Consider the following 21,004-nt stretch of genomic DNA (forward strand, 5'->3'; position numbering starts at 1 on the left):
GCGATCACCTCTGGTTGGATAACCGAATGCTGCGCCTACCGAACCCTGCAGAGAATGCCCATCCCAGGCAATCCACTATTACGCCAGCTGAAATGCCGGATGTTCGCGCAACGCGGTGACGCAGTAGTCGACAAAACTGCGCACGCGCATCGGCGCATGGCGGCCTTCGCGGTAGATCACATGCACCGGCAGAGGCGGCAGTTCAAAGGCCGGCAAGACACGACGCAGTTGGCCATTTATGAGGTGATCATGAACCGGATAACTGAGGCAACGAATCACCCCTGCGCCCTGCACCGCCGCATTGATCGCGCCTTGCACCGTGGCGCAACTGAGGCGTGCGCGGGCCTTGAGGGTGTAGTAGGGGAATCCCCAGTGCACCGCTTCAGCGCTGGCAATCAGATGATGTTGCTTGAGGTCGGCCGGATGCCGGGGCTCGCCTTTGGCCGCCAAATACGTGGGGCTGGCGCAAAGCAGGGTGCCCACTTGCCCAACCTGCCGTGCAATCAGCGACGAGCTGGGCAATTGGCCCACCCACACCGCCACGTCAAACCCCTCTTCGTGCAGGTTGGGATAATAGTCGTGGTAATGGGCGATGACACGCACCGCCGGGTAGTGATCCATATAGCCAGCCAGCAGTGGCGCCATCACATAGCGGCTGAACAGCAACGGCAGGCATATCCGCAGGTTGCCCTGGGCGTGCACATGGGCGCCGTTGGCCGAGGCTTCGGCCGCGTCCACCGCTGCCAGCAAGCGCACGCAGTCGGTAAGGTAAGCCTGGCCTGCATCGGTGAGGTTGACCCCACGTGTGCTGCGTTGCAGCAACACCACCCGCAAGCGTGCCTCCAGGCGCGCAACCGCTCGTACCAGGGTCGGGCCGGAAACCTCTGCATGGCGTGCCGCCGACGCCAGGCTGGGTTGCCCGGCCAGCGCGGCAAACAGCTGCATATCGCGAAAGCGCTCCATCAGGTGCGCCGCTTCGTCGCCGGGTTCAGGGCCGGGTCCAGTCCGAGGCGCTGGCTTAAGAAATCCACAAAGGTGTTGACCTTGGCCGGTATGCGGCCGTTTTGCTGGAACACCACGTGGATCGGCAGCGGCGCCGGTTCGAAAGCCTCCAGCACCAGCTCCAGCTCACCCGCCGCCACCGCTGCCGCCACCTGATAGGACAGCACCCGCGTCATGCCCCAGTCCAGGCGCGCCAGGTTGATCGCGGCATTATTGGCCGTGACGATCAGGCGTGGCTCAATCGCTATCTTCAGCGGCCGCCCGGCGTCGACGAACGTCCATTCACTGACCAGTTGGCTGGACGATGAGGTGACGATCCTGGCTTCCCGCAATTGCTCAGGTCGCTGCGGGCGCCCATGTTGGTCCAGATAAGCCGGCGATGCGCACACCACCCGGCGCACTTCGCCGACCTTGATCGCCTGCTGCCCGGGTTCGTGCAGATGGCCGATACGCACCGCTACATCGACACCTTCATCGGTCATATTGACCACACGGTCGACCAGCAAGGCACTGATGTTCACCAGGGGGAACTGGTCCAGGTACTCCCCCAGCACAGGCGCCACATACAACTCGCCAAACAGCACCGGTGCGGTCACCGTCAACTGGCCGCCAGGGATGGAGTAACTGCCTGCGGCCGCTTCCTCAGCCTCCTCCAGCTCGGCAAGGATGCGCCGGCAATCTTCCAGGTAACGCTGGCCGGCTTCGGTCAGGTGCAGGCTGCGGGTGGTACGCGCCAGCAGTTGCGTACCGATGCGCTGTTCCATAGCGGCAATGGCGCGGGTGACGCTGGGTGGCGAGGTTTTCAGGCGGCGTGCAGCAGCCGCAAACCCTTCCTCCTCGGCCACCGCCAGGAACACCTGCATTTCATGAAATCGGTCCATCGACGTCCCTCGATCGTTACTGAGATTGCAGCCCCACCGCCGTGCGCGGCATACCGATAAACCCCGGCAAGGCTTCGATACTGGCAAGCCAGGCACGCACCTCAGGGTAGTCGGCCAGCGACACGTTGCCTTCCGGCGCATGGGCCACGTAGGTATAGAACGCGATATCGGCAATGCTTGGCTGATCGCTGGCCAGAAAACGGCTCTCGCCCAGCTGCTGCTCCATCACGTTCAGCAGGGCATAGGCTCGGTTGATTGCGCTGACAGTGTCCACCTCGGCGCCAAACACTGTGGCCAAGCGCGCCGTGGCGGGCCCCGCATGGAGTTGACCGGCGGCGGCCGAGAGCCAGCGTTGGACCCGCGCTTGGCCGAGGGGATCGCTTGGCAGCCACTGCCCTTTGCCATAGGTACTGGCAAGGTAGACCAGAATCGCATTGGAGTCGGCCAGCACAGTGCCGGCGTCTTCGATCACCGGAACCTGTCCGAAGCTGTTGAAGTTGGCGATGAACGCAGGTGCTTTGTGGGCGCCTTGTTTGAGGTCCACGAGGATGAATTCAGTCGGCAGATCCAACAGGGACAACATCAGCTCGACTCTGTGGGAGTGGCCAGACAAGGGAAAACCATACAGTTTGATAGCAGGCATGAAAGACTCCAGATCGTTGTCGACCGAGTATTCGCGTCGAGGGAAGCGATCTTCTTATGGGCAACCCTGCGATGGAATCACCAGATTGTGCAATCCAGCATTTCACAGAATGAAACAATGAGGTGATCCACGGCGAACGGCTACCTCTCCGCCAGATAAGCCCCCCGCCATTCAAGTATGCGAATCTGATGGTAATCTGCCTCGAGCACGGCGGGATCTTCATGTACCAGATACACCGTGCCCGGCTGACTGAAAACATCCTGCGTCACGCCGATCTGCTGGCCGTCCTCAACGTAAAACACTGCTTCGAAAAACGACTCAAGCTTGAGTAACTCCCTCAAGAACCCATCTTTTTCAAAACGCCCCTCTGAGCGGTTTATCAAGCAAACATTGTAGGTATGTTGCAGACGCTGATAATTGACCTTCCTCGCCAGTTGTTGTTCAAATAACTCAGGCTGCATGAGGGATAAAACCACAGCATCGATCTGACCAAGGCCAGTAGTTACCTTTGAAACCCCAGGCCGAAGAATGCCGTCAGTGCGGGCAGCAATTTCCACCAGTTTCGGACCGTCTTCAGTAAACATAATCTCCGCATGGCTAGGCCCATTTCGGATCCCCAGGCACTGCACCACTGCTCGTGTGTATTGGACCAGAATCGGATAAACCATCGAATCGGGCCCAATCAGTTCGTCAATGTCATAGAGTACGCCGCCCGTCGGCGTTCGCTGCTTTCGATAACGGACGACTTCAGTGACGAGTTGTTGCCCGTCGAGCGATACCATGTTCACCACATACTCCAGTCCCGCCAGGTATTCCTGAATCAGGACCCGCGTGTTAGGTATATTCAGCTTGTTGGTCGTTCCTAACAGGCGCTCCATAGCAGCTTTGCACGCGCACATATCCTCGCAAATAGACACCCCATCGGCGCCTGCGCTCTCGAGGGGTTTGATGACCACAGGAAAACGTCCGTGTTCATCGATCCACTCTTGTGCAGGACGCCAACTATCAGTAATGAACTGCCTTGCGGCCGGCAACTGCGCCTGGGTAATGCAATGGATCATTTCGTACTTGTTTCGACGTGCGTTAGTTTTGTCGAAATCATTGCGATAAGGCAGCTGCAGTTGCTCATTCAGCTCGTCAGCCAGAAGCACACCCGTTTCTGCACCCGCGAGGATGAACTGTGGCATGAAGCGTTGGACTTCAGCCAAGGTCATTCCAAAATCGCTATTGACGATCATCTGCTCATAAAGCGTGCAATCAAAACCTTGATAATAATAGCCGTCCAGTGTTGCTGATGAAGCCACATGCACCAGCACGCAGCCATCGTCGTTCAATTGCTTCGCTAAAAATTTACCCGATGAGAACCCATCGACTATCACAATTTTCATACGATCTCCCGTTTCAGCGCATGCAACGACCTGAACGACAGCAAAAAGATGATGACTGTTACGGCTGAGAGGCTGGCTACAGAAAATTCAACTCTCGAATCCAGGTACTGGAACAAAAAAACGAACACAGGAAGCGTCAGCAATACCAGGGAAACGTGAATAGACGTGAGGTAATAGATGGTTTTCTGAATCAGGTAAATCGGCAGCAAATGTCCGGCTATCACCAAGATAGCCATAGGCAGAACCCATCCACTATCGAGTAAAAAGCTGCCTCCTGTAGCAGGAATCGCAACGGCACAGACACCCACCATCGCGATGTTTCTGACACCCAAAATCTCGTAGACCGACCATTGACGAGCGAACATCTCTTTAGAAAAAACCGTGTACATGACCGTGCCCAACGCGCACGTCAATACGCTAACGATACCGAGCACCCGCTGCACAGCGGTGGTGGTGACTACACCGCTGTCCCCCGCAAGGGAATTGAACAACATGATCGCTTCCGAGATGAGCACCAGCCATGAAACCACCGCATCGACTACGGCCACCTTCACGCTACGATTGGTCAGCAGGGAGACAATCAACGTGAGTGCAGGGCCGCAGGCTACGGAGGCGACTCCCACTACTGCTGGCTCCAGATACCGGAGTGCGTAAAACAACCCGCCCCAATTGCACAGAACCGCAAGATTGATGATAACGATCAATCGCCATTGGGTTCTGAGCTTTGACCACAATGAATTGGGACTTCGATAAACCGCCCAAACACCAAAGACACAGGCTGACGTTGTAAAACAATAAAAAATAACGTTCAACGTGCTGATCGACTGCGTGACCAACGCAACATAAACATCGAATGCCGCACTGATCAAGCAAAACACCAAGCCGATAATTAACCCGGTTCGTTGCATCAACATTTAGCCACCCGCGCGCGCATTTTCATTCAACCGTTACTCGATCTTCGCTCACCAACACTTTCAAAATAGTTTTAACGGTAATCCCAGTCACACCTACTACATTCTCAACCCCAAAATTCCCAACCTTCTCTACAGCGCAGACAACATCTGCCACTTCACCACCCGCCCCTTTCACAGCGTCTACCAGCGCAATTACCGCACCGCCGGAACTTAGCGTATCGTCAATGATGATGACTCGATCGCCAACTTCGACGCCGTTGAGATACAACTGTCCCTTGTAGTATTCGGAGTCAATATCGACCACTTGCTCATTGAAACCACCAAGACTGTAGGAATACCACCTGGCCATGGCTAAAGGTATACCCGTCAACAATGAGACCGTGGTTGCCAACGCGGCCCCCTTATCTTCCTCGGTGACAATTTTCGAAACGTCACGCTCCATGACTTTGATGATTTTATGCGCGACCTCAATTAAAACTTCCGGCGCCCAAACCCATCAAATTGTGCGAGCGATGATTGAACGCCAAATTATTTCTTTGCGCAAACAGAGGCGCAGAGTTGCTAACCTCCAGCGCTATTGTTTTAATCCCACTGTACGTTTGCTTCAATACCTCAGCGATTCCAGAAAAAGTGCCGCCCGTACCGATTGAGCACACGAAGAAATCCGGCACGATATTTTGTGCACTCAACTGTTTCATGATTTCTTTCCCACAGCACCGCCAACTGTCTTTATTCAACAGGCTATTAGACTGATCCAGATAATAAAACTCTTCCGATGAGTTCTCGGATAGATACGCTTTTGCTTGGAGAACTGCTCCCGTCAAAAAAGACTCTTTTGGAGTCTCTACTATATCCGCCCCATAGGTACGTATTTGTGTTTTCCGCTCCTCGGTCATACCTTCAGGCATGAATATCTTTACGCCGTATCCCTTCAACCTGCCGATCCAAGCGAGTGCAGCCCCTCCGTTCCCAGTAGAACAGTCAATTAGCGTCATACCAGGTTTAAGGACGCCTGCCTTCTCCAATTTATTGATAATATTTAAATAGGTGCGATCCTTATGACTTCCCGATGGATTCAAGTACTCACACTTAGAGAAAACCCTATTTCCATTCACAGCAAGTGTTGCCAATTCGAGTAGCGGCGTATTACCAATATCTTTCAGCTCCATTTCCATGCCTCAGCGACTCGTCAATGAATTCAAACGCTAGCAAATCATTTCGACAAATAATAGCTAGCCGAACGGATAGGTAATAGAAAACATTTGGCCACCTATCCATTAAGGGAAATGTATGTAGGAACGCCCCGACAACAGCAGATAAACCACGTAATAACTAGCAATTTATTACGTACAAAAAAGACTTTTCGTACGGGACTCGCCATCTTCAATAGCAGTGCGCCCTGCCAAATCCCGTGGCCGCAATGGTGCGGCGCCCCCCTCAGACGAGTTTTCATTAAAAAATTCAAACTATCGCCCTTCCCATCGTTCACACCTTCACGTGCAACGTTAAGTAGGAGGCGACATGCAATACCGACAACTGGGTCATTCCGGCCTGCTGGTATCGGAAATCATCCTGGGCACCGTGCCCTTTGGCGGTCGTGCGGAGTTCGAAAAATGCGGCGCAGTGGACGTGCCCTTGGCCAAGCGTATGTTCGATATCGCGTTCGATGCCGGGGTGAATATGGTCGACACCGCCGATCTTTACTCCCACGGCTTGGCCGAAGAGGTCGTCGGCAAAGCCTTGGGCGACAAGCGCAACGATATTCTGCTGGCGACCAAGGGCCGCAGCCCGGTGGACCAGAACCCGAACAATTCCGGCTCATCGCGCTATCACTTGATTCGCGCCTGTGAAGCCAGTTTGAAGCGTTTGGGCACCGACCATATCGACCTGTACCAACTGCATAACTGGGACGGCATGACGCCCATCGAAGAGACCCTCGAAGCCCTGCGTCTGTTAGTCGGCTCGGGCAAGATCCGTTACTTCGGCACCAGCAACTTCACCGCCTGGCAGATGATGAAAACCCTGGGCAAGGCTGAGCTGCACGGCATGCTCAAGCCCATCACCCAGCAGATCTACTACACCCCGGAATCCCGTGAAGCCGAGTACGAATTGCTGCCGTTGGCCTTGGACCAGCACGTCGGTACTTTGGTATGGGGCCCGATGGGCGAAGGCTTGCTGACCGGCACGACCCGACGCGGGCACAAGCCGCCGGCCAATACCCGGCAGGGCAGCGGCTGGCCGGAACCCTATGTGCATGACCAGGAGCGTGCCCTGGACATTATCGAAACCCTTGCCGCCGTCGGTGATGAGCATGGCGTATCGGTCGCCCGTACCTGCCTGGCCTGGCTCAAGGATCGTCCGGGGATCACCTCGCTGATCGTCGGAGCGCGTACCGAAGAGCACCTGCGCGATAACCTTGCCGCGACTGAACTGAAGCTGACCGAGGAACAATCGTCACGCATCGAGGCGGTCACCCGGCGTCAGCCGTTGTATCCCTATTGGCATCGCTTTACGGCCGGGATTGATCGTTTTGATCCTGCGGAACAGCCGTTCCTGGCCGAGCACCAAAAGACCATGGATGCGCGCAAGGACAAGTAAACACAACCCTTAATGTGGGAGCGAGCTTGCTCGCGAAAGACGTCATCGATAACGCGTGGTTCCTGATTAAACGTGGCGCCTGTGCGTTTTTCGCAAGCAAGCTCGCGCCTACAAAGAACCTTAAGCCCGCGCCCACATTTTCGGGTTGCGCCGAATAGCAATGCTGCCTATATTTGCCGCCTGGCGCTCTCTACGCCACCTTCCGCGGAAAGGGCTGCGCCCAGGACATCACAGCTCTACCTCATTTCTACGACTCCCAACCTTAAAGCGGAAAAGGTTCGAACAAGGAGCTCGTATGTCGCAACGCCCTTTCGCCTCAAACACCGACGGCCGCCTCAACCTTGAGCAGCAGCGCAAGCGCGCCAAGGAACTGTTGTCGCGTCTGAAAAGCCAAGACCCCAGCGCAACCTTGTCCCAGGCTCAATGGCAGGTCGCCAAACAGCTGGGCTTCGCCAGTTGGCCCAAGCTCAAGGCCCATGTCGACGTCCTTGACTTTGCCGCCCGCCACCCTGGTTTCGAGGCCAGCGATGAATCCCGCACCACCCATTGGCGGTGTGGCAATGATATTGCCCACAGCCTGCAACTGGCCGGGTTCAAGGGCCAGTTCCGGATGCTCACGGACCCGTTGTGCATGGGGCCAGTGCGTGAACTGCCCAGCCAAGCGTTCCGCGCGATGCGCAGTACCTTTATCAGTCAGGCCTTTGCCCTTGACTCCACTGAAGTTGCGCATCGCGTCAACGATGAATACGACCAACTACAAACCTTGGCCAATGCCGATCACAGTGTGCTGTGGTGCGAGGCGGACGCCTACGATCAATTGTTCCTGGTCCGCGCCCTGGCCGGCCTTGAACAGGCGCCGCGCAAGCTGGAGCTGATTGAGGCAGACCGCATTCCCGGGGTCGAGCGATTTATCGGCATAGGCCAATTGGCCCCCGATGTGCTGGCCTGGCTCTGGCCGCAGCGGCGCTTGATCGACGACAACGCAGTGCAATTGGCCAAACGGGCCTGGTCGGCTTATTGCGACAGCTCACCGCTCAAGCTTGCGGAACTGGCCCATGGCAATCACCCTGCCCTGCCTTTTCTGGCACCGGCGTTACGGCGCCAGCTACAGGAGTTGCCGGGTATCGAGGACGGTTTGTCGCTGACTGAACGTTTGTCCCTGAGGTATATCGCCGAGGCCGGGCCTGTGCCTTTCGGCCGGGTGTTTGCCGAGTTGATGGCCAAGCGCGAGCCACTGCCTTTCCTGGGCGACATGATGTTCCATGCGCTGCTGCGCCCATTGATTGATGGGGCGGCGCCGCTGCTGATCGAGTCCGAAACGGGCGTGGAGTGGCCGCGCCGCGTATTGGCGTTGACGCCACTGGCGCAGCAGGTGCTGGACGGCGACGCCTGCTGGCTGGACCACGCCAGCCATGAGCGTTGGGTCGGCGGTGTGTGTCTGCGGCCACGGCAACCTCATTGGGCACTGGGCCTTGATGATCTGCCCGTCTGGCGTGACTGATGCTGCGCTATACGATCAGCGCTTGGGAAACAACCCCACGGCACATGCCACCACAGTCGGGTCGCCCTGGTAGACCGCCCGCGGGCTCATCGAAGGCTGGGGCGCTCGGCCGTCCACGGCGCGCAGCATGGGCCAGTCAGCGGTCGGAGAACTGTGTGCCGGATCGACGATTTCCATGCAGCGACGCAGGGAGGTGAAGTCTGGCGACTGTGACAACGACAGGTGCAGGGTCTGGCTAACCGAAACCGACACTACCGAGCGCTGCGCACATTGCCCGTCATAGATCAGCGTGTGGCGGATCAACGGGTTGTCATGGCAGTACTTGAGCAGGTTGACCTGCCGCGAGTGCACTAGCGCAGTGTTGATGATCAGCAGGTCAAACGCCACAACGCCCGAGCGTGTCAGTGCCTGCAACTCGTCGAACGAACTCAACGGCGCGATGCGGTGATAGCCCAGCTGGTTGAGCATTTTCTCGATCTTGATCCGTTGCAAAAGCTCCGCATCGGCAATCAGAAGGCGTAACGCTTTATTGGACATAGGGTAAACCTGACAGTTGGGCATCAGCGTCGATCATTCAACGCTGAACAACTTAACCGTCAGGGGTGAACCCTGACTTTAAGGCGATTCTGAAACGGCAATCCGGGGCACACCGTACTTTTAAGAATCGCCTCAAAGCCTTCGCGCCACTCGCCACCTACCATGAGCTGCGTTCCCTCACCCGACCATGGAATTGCCGTGTTCATGTTTCTACTCAGAATGGTGCTGCTCGCCTGCGGCCTCCTGGTGCTTGCGCCCCCGCCTGCCGATGCGGCGCTGAAGATTGAAGGCACCCGCCTGATCTATTTCGGCCAGGACAAGGCCGCCGGTATCAGCGTGGTCAACCAGGCCTCGCGGGAAGTGGTGGTGCAAACCTGGATCACCGGCGAGGACGAATCAGCCGACCGCACCGTGCCCTTTGCCGCCACCGAGCCATTGGTACAACTGGGCGCCGGGGAGCATCACAAGCTGCGCATCCTGTATGCCGGTGAGGGCTTGCCCAGCGATCGCGAATCGCTGTTCTGGCTCAATATCATGGAGATCCCGCTCAAGCCCGAAGACCCCAACAGCGTGCAGTTCGCGATCCGCCAGCGGCTCAAGCTGTTCTACCGGCCCCCCGCACTCCAGGGCGGCTCGGCCGAGGCGGTGCAGCAATTGGTATGGAGCAGCGACGGGCGCACGGTAACCGTCAACAACCCCAGCGCCTTCCACGTGTCGCTGGTCAACCTGCGAATCGACAGCCAGACGCTCAGCGATTACCTGCTGCTCAAGCCCCATGAACGCAAAACCCTGACCGCGCTCGACGCTGTGCCCAAGGGCGCCACCCTCCACTTCACCGAAATCACCGATATCGGTTTGCAAGCCCGTCATAGCACGGCGCTCAACTGATAAAACACGGGGTATTTGAACCGATGTCACTGACCAAACGCTGTTTACCGCTTCTGGTGTTGACCTGCGCGGTCTTGCCCGCCACCAGCTACGCACTGGCCTGCCGCGAGGACGGCACCAACTCGATCATCACCCAGGAAGCGCTGGGCACGGCGCTGGCCGTCGCCGCCGATGCACCCAACGGCACCATCATTTGGGAATCCGGCCCGCGCTCGACCAATGTCATCTGCAAGGACGACTACCTCCACGGCCGTGAGGAAGTGTATTTCTACGTCAACCCGGCCAGCGTGAGTATCGGCACCGGGATTCGCGTGGGCATTCGCTATAACAACCAACCGATTACCCAAAGCACCGGTAAGGTCGGTACCGGTTTCTTCTCCGACCGAGGCTGCAATTTGTCCAACTGCGTGGGCTGGGACAAGGCGCGCTTCACCCTCAATTTCAGCGTGTTCATCGAGAAGTACGACCCCACGCCACCGAGCGGCCAGGCCAGCACGCTGACCTCTTACCGCGTGTTCCAACTGGACGGCGTGCGCGGGCTCAACTCACGACCCAACAGCAACTTCAATTATGTGGTCACCGGCATGAACGATATCCGCTTCGTGCCTTGCACTCCCGAACTGACCATCAGCCCCAGCGTGGTCAACTTCCCCACACCCTCGCGCAAGGCCTCGATCGGTGAAGTCGCCAGCAGCGCGAACTTCAGCCTGAACCTGCGCAAGGGCTGCGACACGCCCTATACCGTCAGCGCACGCTTCGCCACCACGCCGGGCGGCGGCAGTGTGAACAATGGCCTGCTGGTGCCGGACAACAACAGCTCAGTCGGCATCTCGCTGTCTCGCGCCGAGAGCCAGCAGCAACTGCCCTTCAACAACTGGTTCACGCTGCAGGAACTGATGGGCCTGGGCCAGAGCCACGATGAATTCCGCGCCGACCTCAAGTGGCGCACCCTACCGATTCCCGGAGCGTTCGACGCTGCCGTGGTGGTGGATATGTACTACAAGTAGGTGATTTTTAAGGATCGTCTTATGCCACCGGCAAAGGCCGAGACGTAAAGTCTGCCGATGCGATTGAAAAGTTATCTGCTCCAGATCAACCCCGTCCTCTCCCGACCCGAAGCAGCCAGAAGGCTGCTTCGTATTTTTGCGACTGTGCTGCTGGTAGGCATCCTCAGCGGGGTCTATACCTTTTTGCTGTCGACCTTCAACAACGACATCTCCCAGCGCCGCGGCTACATGAGCAGCGCCATTGCCGAAGCCCATACCTTTTTCACCAACCGCCAAGCCCTGCTCGAAAGCCTGAGCCTGTCGGCAGTGCGCAAGCAGTCCAGGGTCTATCCGTCCTCGGCCGAAGAACAACACCTGGAATTAGGCGACACATCAGGCAACCAGTGGAGCATCTGGCTGACCGCACGCATGCGCGACTACCTCAAGGCCAAACAGCTTAACCTGCTCTATGTCAACGCCGGCCCCACCCCGCAAGTGATGCGCCTTTACGACGCCACCCCGCAGGTATTGCCGATTTCCAAATGCATGCTCAACCGCCTCAAGGCCCTGCAGCACACCGACCCGGCCACGCTTAACGAACTTTGGCTGAGCGACAGGACTGAACAGCACTCGCACCTGTATATCTTCATCCGCTTGGACGAGCGTGATCGCGACTCCGGCTGGCTCGGCCTGGAGATGGATAGCCGTGAAGTCTCCTCGACACTCAGCGACCAGAGCGCCGGTGAGTTCATGATGCTCAATTCCCAGGGCATGCTGGTGTTCACCAACAGCACTGATACACAGTTGAGCCAGCAACACCTGAGGCCTGGCGAAGACAGTTTTTTCGGTTTTGTCGGCAACGGCTGGCTACCCGACCATCTGGTAATTCGCAAACACCTGAAGTCCTCTGAGTGGCAGTTGATGTACTCCATCGACCTGCGTGCGGTGGTCACCGGCTTGTGGAAACAGCTGCTCGGTTCGCTGCTGTTCTGCCTGTTCAGCCTGACACTGATCTGGCTGGTGATGCGCCGCGTCGACCAGCGTTTCATCATTCCGTCGATCCATCGCATCCAGGCGTTGATTGAAAGCGAAGCCTTCGGCCGCGATGTGATCCAGACCGCCCCCGTGGCCCTCTGCGTGCTGCGCCGCACCGACGGCCAGGTGGTACTGGAAAACACCCTGGCCCAGCAATGGCTGGGTAACGGGCCGGAGCGCGAGGCGCTGCGCGCCGGCTGGATCGAGCAAGCCTTTGCCAACGGACCTTCCGAGCGCAGTGACTACTTTGAAACCATCGACGGCCGTCACCTGTACCTGAGCAGTGCACCGACCCGCTACAAAGGCGAAGACGTACTGTTTTGCGCCTTCAGTGACATCAGTGCGCGCAAGCAGGTCGAGGCAGCGCTGGAAGAGGCGCGGCAATCGGCGGACGCAGCCAACGCGGCAAAAACTCTGTTCCTGGCGACCATGAGCCATGAAATCCGTACACCGCTGTATGGCGTGCTGGGCACCCTGGAACTGCTGGCGCGCACGCAACTGGATGCACAACAAAAGGACTACCTGCAGGCGATCGAAGGCTCATCGTCGACCTTGCTGCAACTGATCTGCGATGTGCTGGACGTATCAAAGATCGAAGCCGGGCAGCTGGCACTGGAGATGAGCGAGTTCTCGCCGCTGGACCTTGTGCATGAAATCATCCAGGGCTACGCCGCAGCGGCCCACGCCAAGGGCCTGCAGCTGTATGCCTGCTTCGATCCCAAGTTGCCGGAACGGCTGATCGGTGACGTGACGCGCATCCGCCAGATTCTCAATAACCTGCTCAACAACGCGGTGAAATTTACCGACTATGGGCGCGTGGTGCTGCGGGTCAAAGTGCTGGGCCGCGACGGCGAACGCTCCAGCCTGTTGTGGCAAGTCTCAGACACCGGCAAAGGTATCGCCCAGGAAGACCAGGCGATGATCTTCGAGCCGTTTTACCAGAGTGAAGGCAATACCAATGTGGTTGCCGGCACCGGCCTGGGCCTGCCGATTTGCCAGCGTCTGACGGAGTTGATGAACGGCAATATCCGCATGGTCAGCGAACTCGGCCTGGGTAGCAGTTTCAGCCTGATCCTGCCGTTGGAGGAAGCATCTGTTGCACCGATGACACCGTTGCTGGCCGAGACCATTTACGTGGCCTCGCCGATCCCGGAACTGGCAAACGCGATCGCCGGCTGGTTGCGCCGTTGGGGCGCAAGGGCCCAGGCCGGCTTGCCGACGCTGGCGGACACGCATCTGCTGTTGCAAGTGCACCCCGGCAGCGTCGACCCGTTGCTGGTGCCCGAGTGGCCCGGGCCGGTGATTCACGTAAGCAGCAACGCCTGCCCCGGCGTAGAAGCCGACGCCGGCGCCTGGCACGTCAACCTCAACCACCTGGGGGCTATTCATCAGGCCGTGAGCCAGGCGCAAGGGCTATGGGTGGCCCGCGCCGATGAGCAAACGCACCGGCGGGACCTGAACAAACTCAACCTGCACCTGCTCGTGGCCGAGGACAACATCATCAACCAGCTGATTTTGCGTGATCAACTCGAAGAACTCGGCTGCACCGTGGAGCTGGCGGCCGACGGTCAGCAAGCGTTACAGCTCTACACCGCCGGCAATTTCGACGTGGTGTTGACGGATGTGAACATGCCCCATATCAACGGCTATGAACTGGCGCGTGAACTGCGTCGACAGGGCTGCACGTTGCCGATTATCGGGGCCACCGCCAACGCCATGCGCGGCGAGGCCGACCTGTGCCTGGCCGCCGGCATGAACCATTGCCTGGTCAAACCCTTTGCGTTGCGGGCTCTATTCAACTCCCTGGCGCCTTATGCACGGATCCCCCATGAAGCCCCTTAGTATTCTGATTGTCGAGGACCATCCCCTGCAGCATATCTACCTGCAGAACCTGCTCAGCGAGTTGGGAGATTTCCTGCTCGAAACCGCCGAGGATGGCAAAGAAGCGCTGGAGCGCCTGCGCCAGCGGGACTTCGACCTGGTACTGACCGACCTGCTGATGCCCGGCATGGACGGCGTGCAGTTTATCCAGTGCCTGGCCAGCCTGCGCTGCAAGCCGGCGCTGGCGATCATGAGCGCGGCGTCGAGACGCATGCTGATGGCGGCCAGCCTGGTGGCGAAAAACCTCGATGTGGAAGTGATTGGCCTGATTTCCAAACCCGTGAACGCCGAGGCCTTGCGCACCCTGGTCAACCAACTCAGAAACAGGGTGCGCAAGCCTGCCCCCGAATTACCAGAGCACATGGACATCGACCGTCACACGCTGGTGCAGGCCATGAGCAGCGGCCAGTTCCAGGCCTGGTTCCAGCCGAAAAAATCCCTGGCCAACGGCCGTATCGTCGCCGCCGAAGCCCTGGTGCGCTGGATGCACCCCGAGCAAGGCGTGATGCTGCCTGCCGCGTTCCTGCCGGCGATCAAGGCGTTCGAACTGGAGGAGCGGCTGTTGTGGCTGGTGCTCAAGCAAGCGATCCACGCCCAGGAACACTGGCGCCAGCGCGGCTATGAAATTCCAGTGTCGATCAACCTGCCGACCCACTTGCTCAACAGCCATGACCTGGCAGACCGTTTGCTGGAGTTCGTGCTGCACCACAATGGTATCCCGGGCATGATCTGCTTTGAGTTGATGGAGTGTTCGGTGCCGCAGGACATCAGCAACTTCTACGCCGGCGCCTGCCGATTGCGGATCAAGGGGTTCGGTTTGTCCCAGGATGATTTCGGCAAGGGCTACAGCTCCTACCTCAATCTGGTGTCCACGCCCTTTACCGAACTGAAGATCGACCAGGCACTGGTGCAGGGCAGTCACGACAACGAAGGCATCGCCCAGGCATTGGCGAGCATTATCGCGCTGGGCCGCAAGTTGGGTCTGACGGTGGTCGCCGAGGGCGTGGAAACCCCGCAGCAATTGGCGCTGCTGCGCAAAATCGACTGCAATCAGGTGCAGGGTTTCCTGATCTCTCACGCCGTGTCTTCGGACCAATTTCAGCAACTACTGAACAATGATGGCCCCGCGACATCTCACTAGCTGGCGGCCCCGGATTACTTGCCCTTTAAAGGAGTAAGCAGCATCCAGTGCCGATTTTTCCTGCGCCTGCGGACCCCCTGATGAAGCACAACAACGCGATCCTCGAAGCCTTTACCCGCAGCTCATTGCGCCTGAACAAGGGCTTGATGGTCCTGATGGGAATTGCTTTGCTACTGGTACTGACCAATTACTGGTCTCTGCAAAGGGGCGTCGAAATCCGGTACGGCGCCATGCGCTTTCACTTTGCGCGACTGATGGAAAATCTCTCAGATCAGCAAACCTACCTCAAGAGCCTGACGCATCCCGGCATCCAGGCCGAACTGCTGCACGCCACCCACGTGCAGATCAGCCTCAAGAGCCGCATGGTCGACAACCGCCGCACGTTGTACGAAGGCCAGAAGTATTCGTTTTCGGTACCGTTCAGCATCAAGTTCGATGAACAGCAGATCGGCGCCGCCGCCAGACCGCCGATTTTTGCCCTGGGCGCGCACCTGACCAGTTACTACAGCGCCTTCTGGTCCTCGTCGCCGTACGAGGCGCCGCAAACCTTTCTGCTCAATCGTCAGGCGAACTACACCATCACTGTTCCGTCCGTGGGCTATCAGCACCGGGAAAGCCCCGAGGATACCGACAACCCCGTGGCGCGAGTCAACGCTGTGCAGCAAATCCTCGCACAGACACCGCAGCCGCTTGAGCAGAATCGGGTGTATTGGCAGGCCGGACCCGAACCCGAATATTTGCTGGCCTACATCGGCCTGCCACTCGACGCACAGGGCCAGGCAGTGATCGGCACCCTGCTCGACGTGTCGCAGGTCGACGATGTACAGCGCGCATTGAATCACTCGGCGTTTGATCGCTTCACCCTGATTGGCCCTGACGGCAGCCGGTTGATCGGGCCTACCATCCAGGCGCAGCTCAGCGACGGTGTGCATTTCACGGCCAACGGCATTGAATTCAAGATAACCCAGGCCGGCGACCAGCCCTGGAGCGCGGTCTATGGCCTGAACTACTCGCACTTCTTTCACTCCGCATTGTGGCCGTTGAGCACCTTGGCTTTGCTGCTATTCAGCCTGATCACCCTGGGTTGGGCCGGCAGTCGCTGGTATCGGCGCCAGGTGATTACGCCGGCGCAACTGGCTCACGAACGCATTGCCGAAAGCGTGGCATTCAGCCGCGTGATCATCGACACCGCCCCCACCGGGTTATGCGTGGTGCGACGCAGCGATGGCAAGGTGTTGATCGAAAACCAGCGGGCCCAGCAATGGCCGGGTACCGCACGTTTGGTGGCGGCCATGGCCGGTAAGCACGACATGGCTGAGAGCGGAGAAACGCATCTGGAGATCGAGGGCCGGCACCTGCAGATCGGCTTTGTGTCGACCCGCTATCAGGCTGAAAACGTGCGCCTGTACGCTTTCAACGATATTACCCGGCATATCGAAGATGCCCAGTCCCTGGAGGAAGCGCGTCACGCCGCCGATGCGGCCAGCGAGGCCAAGACATTGTTCCTGGCAACGATGAGCCATGAAATCCGCACGCCGCTGTATGGCGTGCTCGGCACCCTCGAATTACTCGGTCTGACGAACCTTGACCCACACCAGAAGGCCTACCTTCACACCATCCAGCGCTCGTCCGCCACGCTGTTCCAACTGATCAGCGATGTGCTGGATGTCTCGAAGATCGAGTCCGGGCAAATGGCGATAGAAGCTGTGGAGTTCTGCCCGCTGGACATGCTCGAAGACACCCTGCACACCTACGCCGCTTTCGCCCAGCGCAAGGGGCTGCAGCTCTATAGCTGCATTGACCCGCAGTTGCCGGACTGCGTGATGGGCGACCCGATGCGCATCCGCCAGATTCTCAATAACCTGGTCAGCAACGCGATCAAATTCACCGATTTCGGGCGCGTGGTGATTCGTGCCAGGGTGACGGGGCGCGACGCCAATCATGTCGACCTGCAATGGCAAGTCACCGACTCGGGCGTAGGCATCCCCGAGGCGCAGCAGGCCAAGCTCTTCGATGTGTTCTACCAGGCGCCGGACACCGCCAGCGAAGGTGGCGCCGGGCTTGGCCTACCGATCTGCCGGTGGCTGGCGCAGATGATGGACGGCGAGATCCGTGTGGTCAGCGAGCCTGGGCTGGGCAGCAGCTTTACGTTGAAAATGCGCCTGCCGCTGTGTGGCGGCACACTCACCAACCTGCCGCTGATCGAACCCAGCCCGACGCCGGTATACGTACAGGCACCGGTACGCGAACTGGCGCAGGCGATGAGTGACTGGCTCAACCGCCTAGGCATTACCGCCGCCCTGGCGGCGACCACCCAAGACAAAGACAACCACCATGCAGTGCTGGTGGACCTGTTGCCCAGGGAGCCCGCCAGGCCATGGGTCGGCCAGCGCGTGCTGTGCCTGCCGGGTGCGCACAGCCCGCCGCTGCACACGGCGCAAGGCTGGGTGGTGGATCTGCACGACGTACGCGCCCTCGCCGCCACCGTGTCACTGGCGCAGCATGGCAAGCATGAGCAGCCGACGCCGACCCGACCACAAAGCGCGGGGCGGTTGGGGCTGCGCATCCTGGTGGCCGAGGACAACCCGGTCAACCAGGCGATCATCAAGGAGCAGCTGGAGGCACTCGGTTGCTCAGTGAGCCTGGCCGCCAACGGCGAGCAGGCGTTGCAATTGTGGCAACGCCAGGCTTTCGACCTGGTACTGACCGACGTGAATATGCCGTTGATGAATGGGTACGAGCTGGCCAGAATCCTGCGCGAACATGACCCTCAGTTGCCGATTATCGGCGTGACCGCCAATGCGATGCGTGAGGAAGGCGTGCGTTGCCTGGCGGTGGGCATGAACGCCTGGATCGTCAAGCCCTTGAGCCTGCAAACCCTGCGTGGCCAGTTGATCAAGCTGTGCAAGGTCCAGCCCCCGGTTGAGCCTGCCGCGTCGGTATTCGACGACAGTGTGCAACTGTCGGACAAGATGCGCCCGCTGTTCATCAGCAGCGTGCAGCAGGACATACAGCGCATCGGTGTGGCTCTGGCACAGCGTGATACCCGCAACCTCGGCCAATTGCTGCATTCGATCGCCGGCGCCCTGGGTGCTGTTCAGGCCCTCAGCCTGGCCCAGGCGTGCATCGAACTGGAAAGCGCCCTTGACCGCGGCAGCCTCGACACAACGCTTGAGCTCAAGGTGAAGACTGTGATGCGGCGTCTGTCGGCCGTTCTGGAGACTCTCCAGCCCGGGCATTCTTCACTCACTTGAACTGGCACTACGGACGGCCCTTTATGAAAAAATTCAACGTGGTAATCGCCGACGATCACCCGATCGTGTTGCTGGGCGTTCGCGAACTGGTAGAGCGTGACATGCGCTTTCAAGTCGTCGGCGAGGCCGTGTGTTCGGCCGGCCTGATCGAGCTGTTGCAGCATCAAGGCGCTGACATCGTGATTACCGACTACAACATGCCGGGCGACTCGCCTTATGGCGATGGCCTGAAGCTGGTGGAGTACCTGAAACGACACTTCCCGCAGGTACAGATCCTGATCCTGACCATGATCTCCAACCACCTGATCCTCACCCGCCTGCAAGAGCTGGGCGTGGTCGGCATCATCCAGAAAAGCCAGTTGCATACCGAGATTCAACTGGCACTCAAGGCGATCGCCCAGGACAGCGACTATCGCAGCCTGGAGCCGCCAAAGACCTCGGTGATAGAGACCCTCACGGCAATTGACGAGCGCTTTACCAGTTTGTCGCCCAAAGAGTTCGAGATCCTGCGCCTGTTTATTTCCGGCATGAGCGTGAGTGACATTGCGCGCCGCCAGAACCGAAGTTCAAAGACCATCAGCGCACAAAAGATATCGGCCATGCGCAAACTTGAAGTCAGCAGCGACCAGGATCTACTTGCTTATTGCCTGGAACGTAACATCTTCAACTAACGCATAACTTGCAAGCCATTCCTGGACAATGGCTTTGCCCTTTATTCTCAAGCCTTTCACCGCTGCAACAGCACAAATAACCTGCCCACGCCAGCGCTTATAAGAATCGTCTTATTCGCTCCCGCCGCCTCGTCGCCTACTCTTTGCTCGCAGTTCAACAACAGCAAACTTTTCAACTAACACTTACGGACATCATCATGAAGAAGTTTTCCCTGGCTGTGATCGCCTCGGCCATTATCGCCGCTTCCGGCAGTGCATTTGCCGTGGACCCTGCTCCGACGCCAACCCTGGGCGGCAGCGGTAAAATCACCTTCACCGGCGTCATTAATAACGATGCCTGCTCGGTGGACGGCGCCAACTCCGACCGCACCATTTCGGTGGACATGGGCAACGTATCGATCAAGGACATGGGCACCGCGGAAAACCCGACCGCAGGTCGCGTGACCGCCAAAGACTTCAACCTGAACGTCAACTGCAACCAGGGCACCAAGGTCGCCATGATCTTTGACGCCAACAACGGCGGTTCGGGCCTGGTCACCGGCAAAAAGGTACTGGCCCTGAACCCGGGTTCGGCCACTGCACAAAACGTCGGTATTGCCCTGCTCGACAGCAAGGGCGGTCTGATTGACCTCAGCTCGCCAAGCACCGCACGCATTGAAAGCACCATGCACGGTGCCGGTACTGAAGGCGGCGACGCCACCCTGAGCTTCGCGGCCGCCTACGTCACCACCGCAGCGGCGGGCTCGTCGACCGCCGGTCGCGGTGACGCCACCCTGCCGTTCATCCTGCAATACGAATAATTCGGCGCCCCGGGCACCGAACGCGCGAGGCCTTGCGGCCTCGCCATTGTCTTCTGATTACACCGGATAACCCTCATGCCGCCTCGTTCTATCGCCGCATGTCTGGGGCTGCTGGGCTTGCTCATGGCTACCCAGGCCGCCGCCAGCATTTCATTGAATGCCACCCGTATCGTGTTTGACGGTGACCACAAGGAAGCCAACATTACCGTGCGTAACGGTAACCAGGATGTATTGATTCAATCCTGGGTCGACATGAACGATGCCCGCGCCAGCCGCGCGCCGTTTGCCGTCACCCCGCCCCTGGCGCGGGTATTTGCCAAGGAACAACAACTGCTGCGAATCCTGTACGAAGGCACCGGCATGCCCACGGACCGCGAGTCGGTGGTGTGGCTCAACGTGCAGGAAATCCCCAAGGCCAGCGAAGCCGAGAACACTTTGCAGTTGGCTATACGCCAACGGATCAAGATTTTTTACCGCCCTGCAGGCCTCACCGGCAGTGCGCTGCAAGCCCCTGCGCAGCTTGAATGGACGCTGGTCAAACACGGCAGCCAAACCCTGTTGCAGGTGAAAAACCCGACGCTGTACCACGTGTCCATGGCCGACATCAAAGTGCAGGCGGTATTGGCCAGCGACTCCACCATGATTGCGCCAGGCGAACAAAAACAGTTTGCGCTCAGTGCTCCAGTTGCCAGCGGGCCGGTGCAGTTGTCGTTTTCCAGCATCAATGACTACGGCGCGCAGAATCACTACAGCGCGCCGCTGTCCAGCGGCACTGCGCTACCGGCGCATGCGACTGAATCGCGCCTCAACCCCTAAGCACTTTCGCTAACCCACAGGCTCACTTCGCGTGCGTGTTTGCGTGCCCGGCTGTCCGTCAATCAGGG

General features: G+C 58.7%; 18 protein-coding genes. 10 read left to right on the forward strand and 8 right to left on the reverse strand.

The window, feature by feature from the left end; genetic code table 11:
• Positions 1-78: 78 nt before the first annotated feature.
• From J1G33_RS26270 to J1G33_RS26300, 7 genes are all read right to left on the reverse strand, one after another.
• Positions 79-963 (reverse strand): LysR family transcriptional regulator, encoded by an 885-nt coding sequence (locus tag J1G33_RS26270; RefSeq protein ID WP_223019058.1) that lies wholly within the window; start codon positions 961-963, stop codon positions 79-81.
• Positions 963-1,883: a LysR family transcriptional regulator gene (locus J1G33_RS26275; RefSeq protein ID WP_223019059.1), complete on the reverse strand. Its 921-nt coding sequence runs from the start codon at positions 1,881-1,883 to the stop codon at positions 963-965. The genes J1G33_RS26270 and J1G33_RS26275 overlap by 1 nt, the downstream gene beginning before the upstream one ends.
• A gap of 16 nt (positions 1,884-1,899) precedes the next feature.
• A complete protein-coding gene (locus J1G33_RS26280; RefSeq protein ID WP_223019060.1) occupies positions 1,900-2,526 on the reverse strand; it encodes a glutathione S-transferase in 627 nt (208 codons plus the stop codon).
• A 140-nt stretch (positions 2,527-2,666) separates the two neighbouring features.
• The gene (locus J1G33_RS26285) at positions 2,667-3,914 is read right to left on the reverse strand and encodes an ATP-grasp domain-containing protein (RefSeq protein ID WP_223019061.1); all 1,248 of its coding nucleotides are present in this window, start codon (positions 3,912-3,914) and stop codon (positions 2,667-2,669) included.
• On the reverse strand, positions 3,911-4,828 hold the full coding sequence (locus J1G33_RS26290) for an EamA/RhaT family transporter (protein WP_262416954.1): 918 nt from the start codon (positions 4,826-4,828) through the stop codon (positions 3,911-3,913). Before J1G33_RS26290 ends, J1G33_RS26285 begins: the two co-directional genes overlap by 4 nt.
• A 22-nt stretch (positions 4,829-4,850) precedes the next feature.
• On the reverse strand, positions 4,851-5,270 hold the full coding sequence (locus tag J1G33_RS26295) for a phosphoribosyltransferase family protein (protein WP_236648071.1): 420 nt from the start codon (positions 5,268-5,270) through the stop codon (positions 4,851-4,853).
• A gap of 25 nt (positions 5,271-5,295) precedes the next feature.
• Positions 5,296-6,003 carry a cysteine synthase family protein gene (locus J1G33_RS26300; protein ID WP_262416955.1) on the reverse strand — a complete coding sequence of 236 codons (708 nt, stop codon included), beginning with the start codon at positions 6,001-6,003 and terminating at the stop codon, positions 5,296-5,298.
• 346 nt (positions 6,004-6,349) lie between these two features.
• On the opposite strand from J1G33_RS26300, the gene J1G33_RS26305 reads away from it, so the two are divergent.
• Entirely contained in the window at positions 6,350-7,426 is a 1,077-nt protein-coding gene (locus J1G33_RS26305; protein WP_223019062.1) for an aldo/keto reductase, read from the forward strand.
• A 295-nt stretch (positions 7,427-7,721) separates the two neighbouring features.
• Positions 7,722-8,927: a DUF1835 domain-containing protein gene (locus tag J1G33_RS26310; protein WP_223019063.1), complete on the forward strand. Its 1,206-nt coding sequence runs from the start codon at positions 7,722-7,724 to the stop codon at positions 8,925-8,927.
• Positions 8,928-8,942: 15 nt separating this feature from the next.
• On the opposite strand, the gene J1G33_RS26315 is transcribed toward J1G33_RS26310, so the two are convergent.
• Positions 8,943-9,464, reverse strand: a complete 522-nt coding sequence (locus J1G33_RS26315; protein WP_148853603.1) for a chemotaxis protein CheY — start codon at positions 9,462-9,464, stop codon at positions 8,943-8,945.
• Positions 9,465-9,668: 204 nt separating this feature from the next.
• Here J1G33_RS26315 and J1G33_RS26320 point away from each other — a divergent pair, with 204 nt between their 5' ends.
• From J1G33_RS26320 to J1G33_RS26355, 8 genes are all read left to right on the forward strand, one after another.
• Positions 9,669-10,352, forward strand: a complete 684-nt coding sequence (locus J1G33_RS26320) for a molecular chaperone (protein ID WP_248090275.1) — start codon at positions 9,669-9,671, stop codon at positions 10,350-10,352.
• A 23-nt stretch (positions 10,353-10,375) separates the two neighbouring features.
• Positions 10,376-11,359, forward strand: a complete 984-nt coding sequence (locus J1G33_RS26325) for a fimbrial protein (protein ID WP_103733816.1) — start codon at positions 10,376-10,378, stop codon at positions 11,357-11,359.
• A gap of 57 nt (positions 11,360-11,416) precedes the next feature.
• A complete protein-coding gene (locus J1G33_RS26330; protein ID WP_223019065.1) occupies positions 11,417-14,215 on the forward strand; it encodes an ATP-binding protein in 2,799 nt (932 codons plus the stop codon).
• A complete protein-coding gene (locus tag J1G33_RS26335) occupies positions 14,202-15,395 on the forward strand; it encodes an EAL domain-containing protein (RefSeq protein ID WP_223019066.1) in 1,194 nt (397 codons plus the stop codon). Before J1G33_RS26330 ends, J1G33_RS26335 begins: the two co-directional genes overlap by 14 nt.
• Positions 15,396-15,475: 80 nt before the next feature.
• Positions 15,476-18,649, forward strand: a complete 3,174-nt coding sequence (locus J1G33_RS26340; protein WP_223019067.1) for a hybrid sensor histidine kinase/response regulator — start codon at positions 15,476-15,478, stop codon at positions 18,647-18,649.
• Positions 18,650-18,672: 23 nt separating this feature from the next.
• Positions 18,673-19,320: a response regulator gene (locus J1G33_RS26345; RefSeq protein ID WP_032880328.1), complete on the forward strand. Its 648-nt coding sequence runs from the start codon at positions 18,673-18,675 to the stop codon at positions 19,318-19,320.
• Positions 19,321-19,517: 197 nt separating this feature from the next.
• On the forward strand, positions 19,518-20,120 hold the full coding sequence (locus tag J1G33_RS26350) for a fimbrial protein (protein WP_003192447.1): 603 nt from the start codon (positions 19,518-19,520) through the stop codon (positions 20,118-20,120).
• Between the two features lie 75 nt (positions 20,121-20,195).
• On the forward strand, positions 20,196-20,936 hold the full coding sequence (locus J1G33_RS26355) for a molecular chaperone (protein ID WP_032880326.1): 741 nt from the start codon (positions 20,196-20,198) through the stop codon (positions 20,934-20,936).
• Positions 20,937-21,004 lie beyond the last annotated feature (68 nt).

This window comes from Pseudomonas sp. P867, assembly GCF_019891455.1.
Classification (GTDB): Bacteria; Pseudomonadota; Gammaproteobacteria; order Pseudomonadales; family Pseudomonadaceae; genus Aquipseudomonas; species Aquipseudomonas synxantha_A.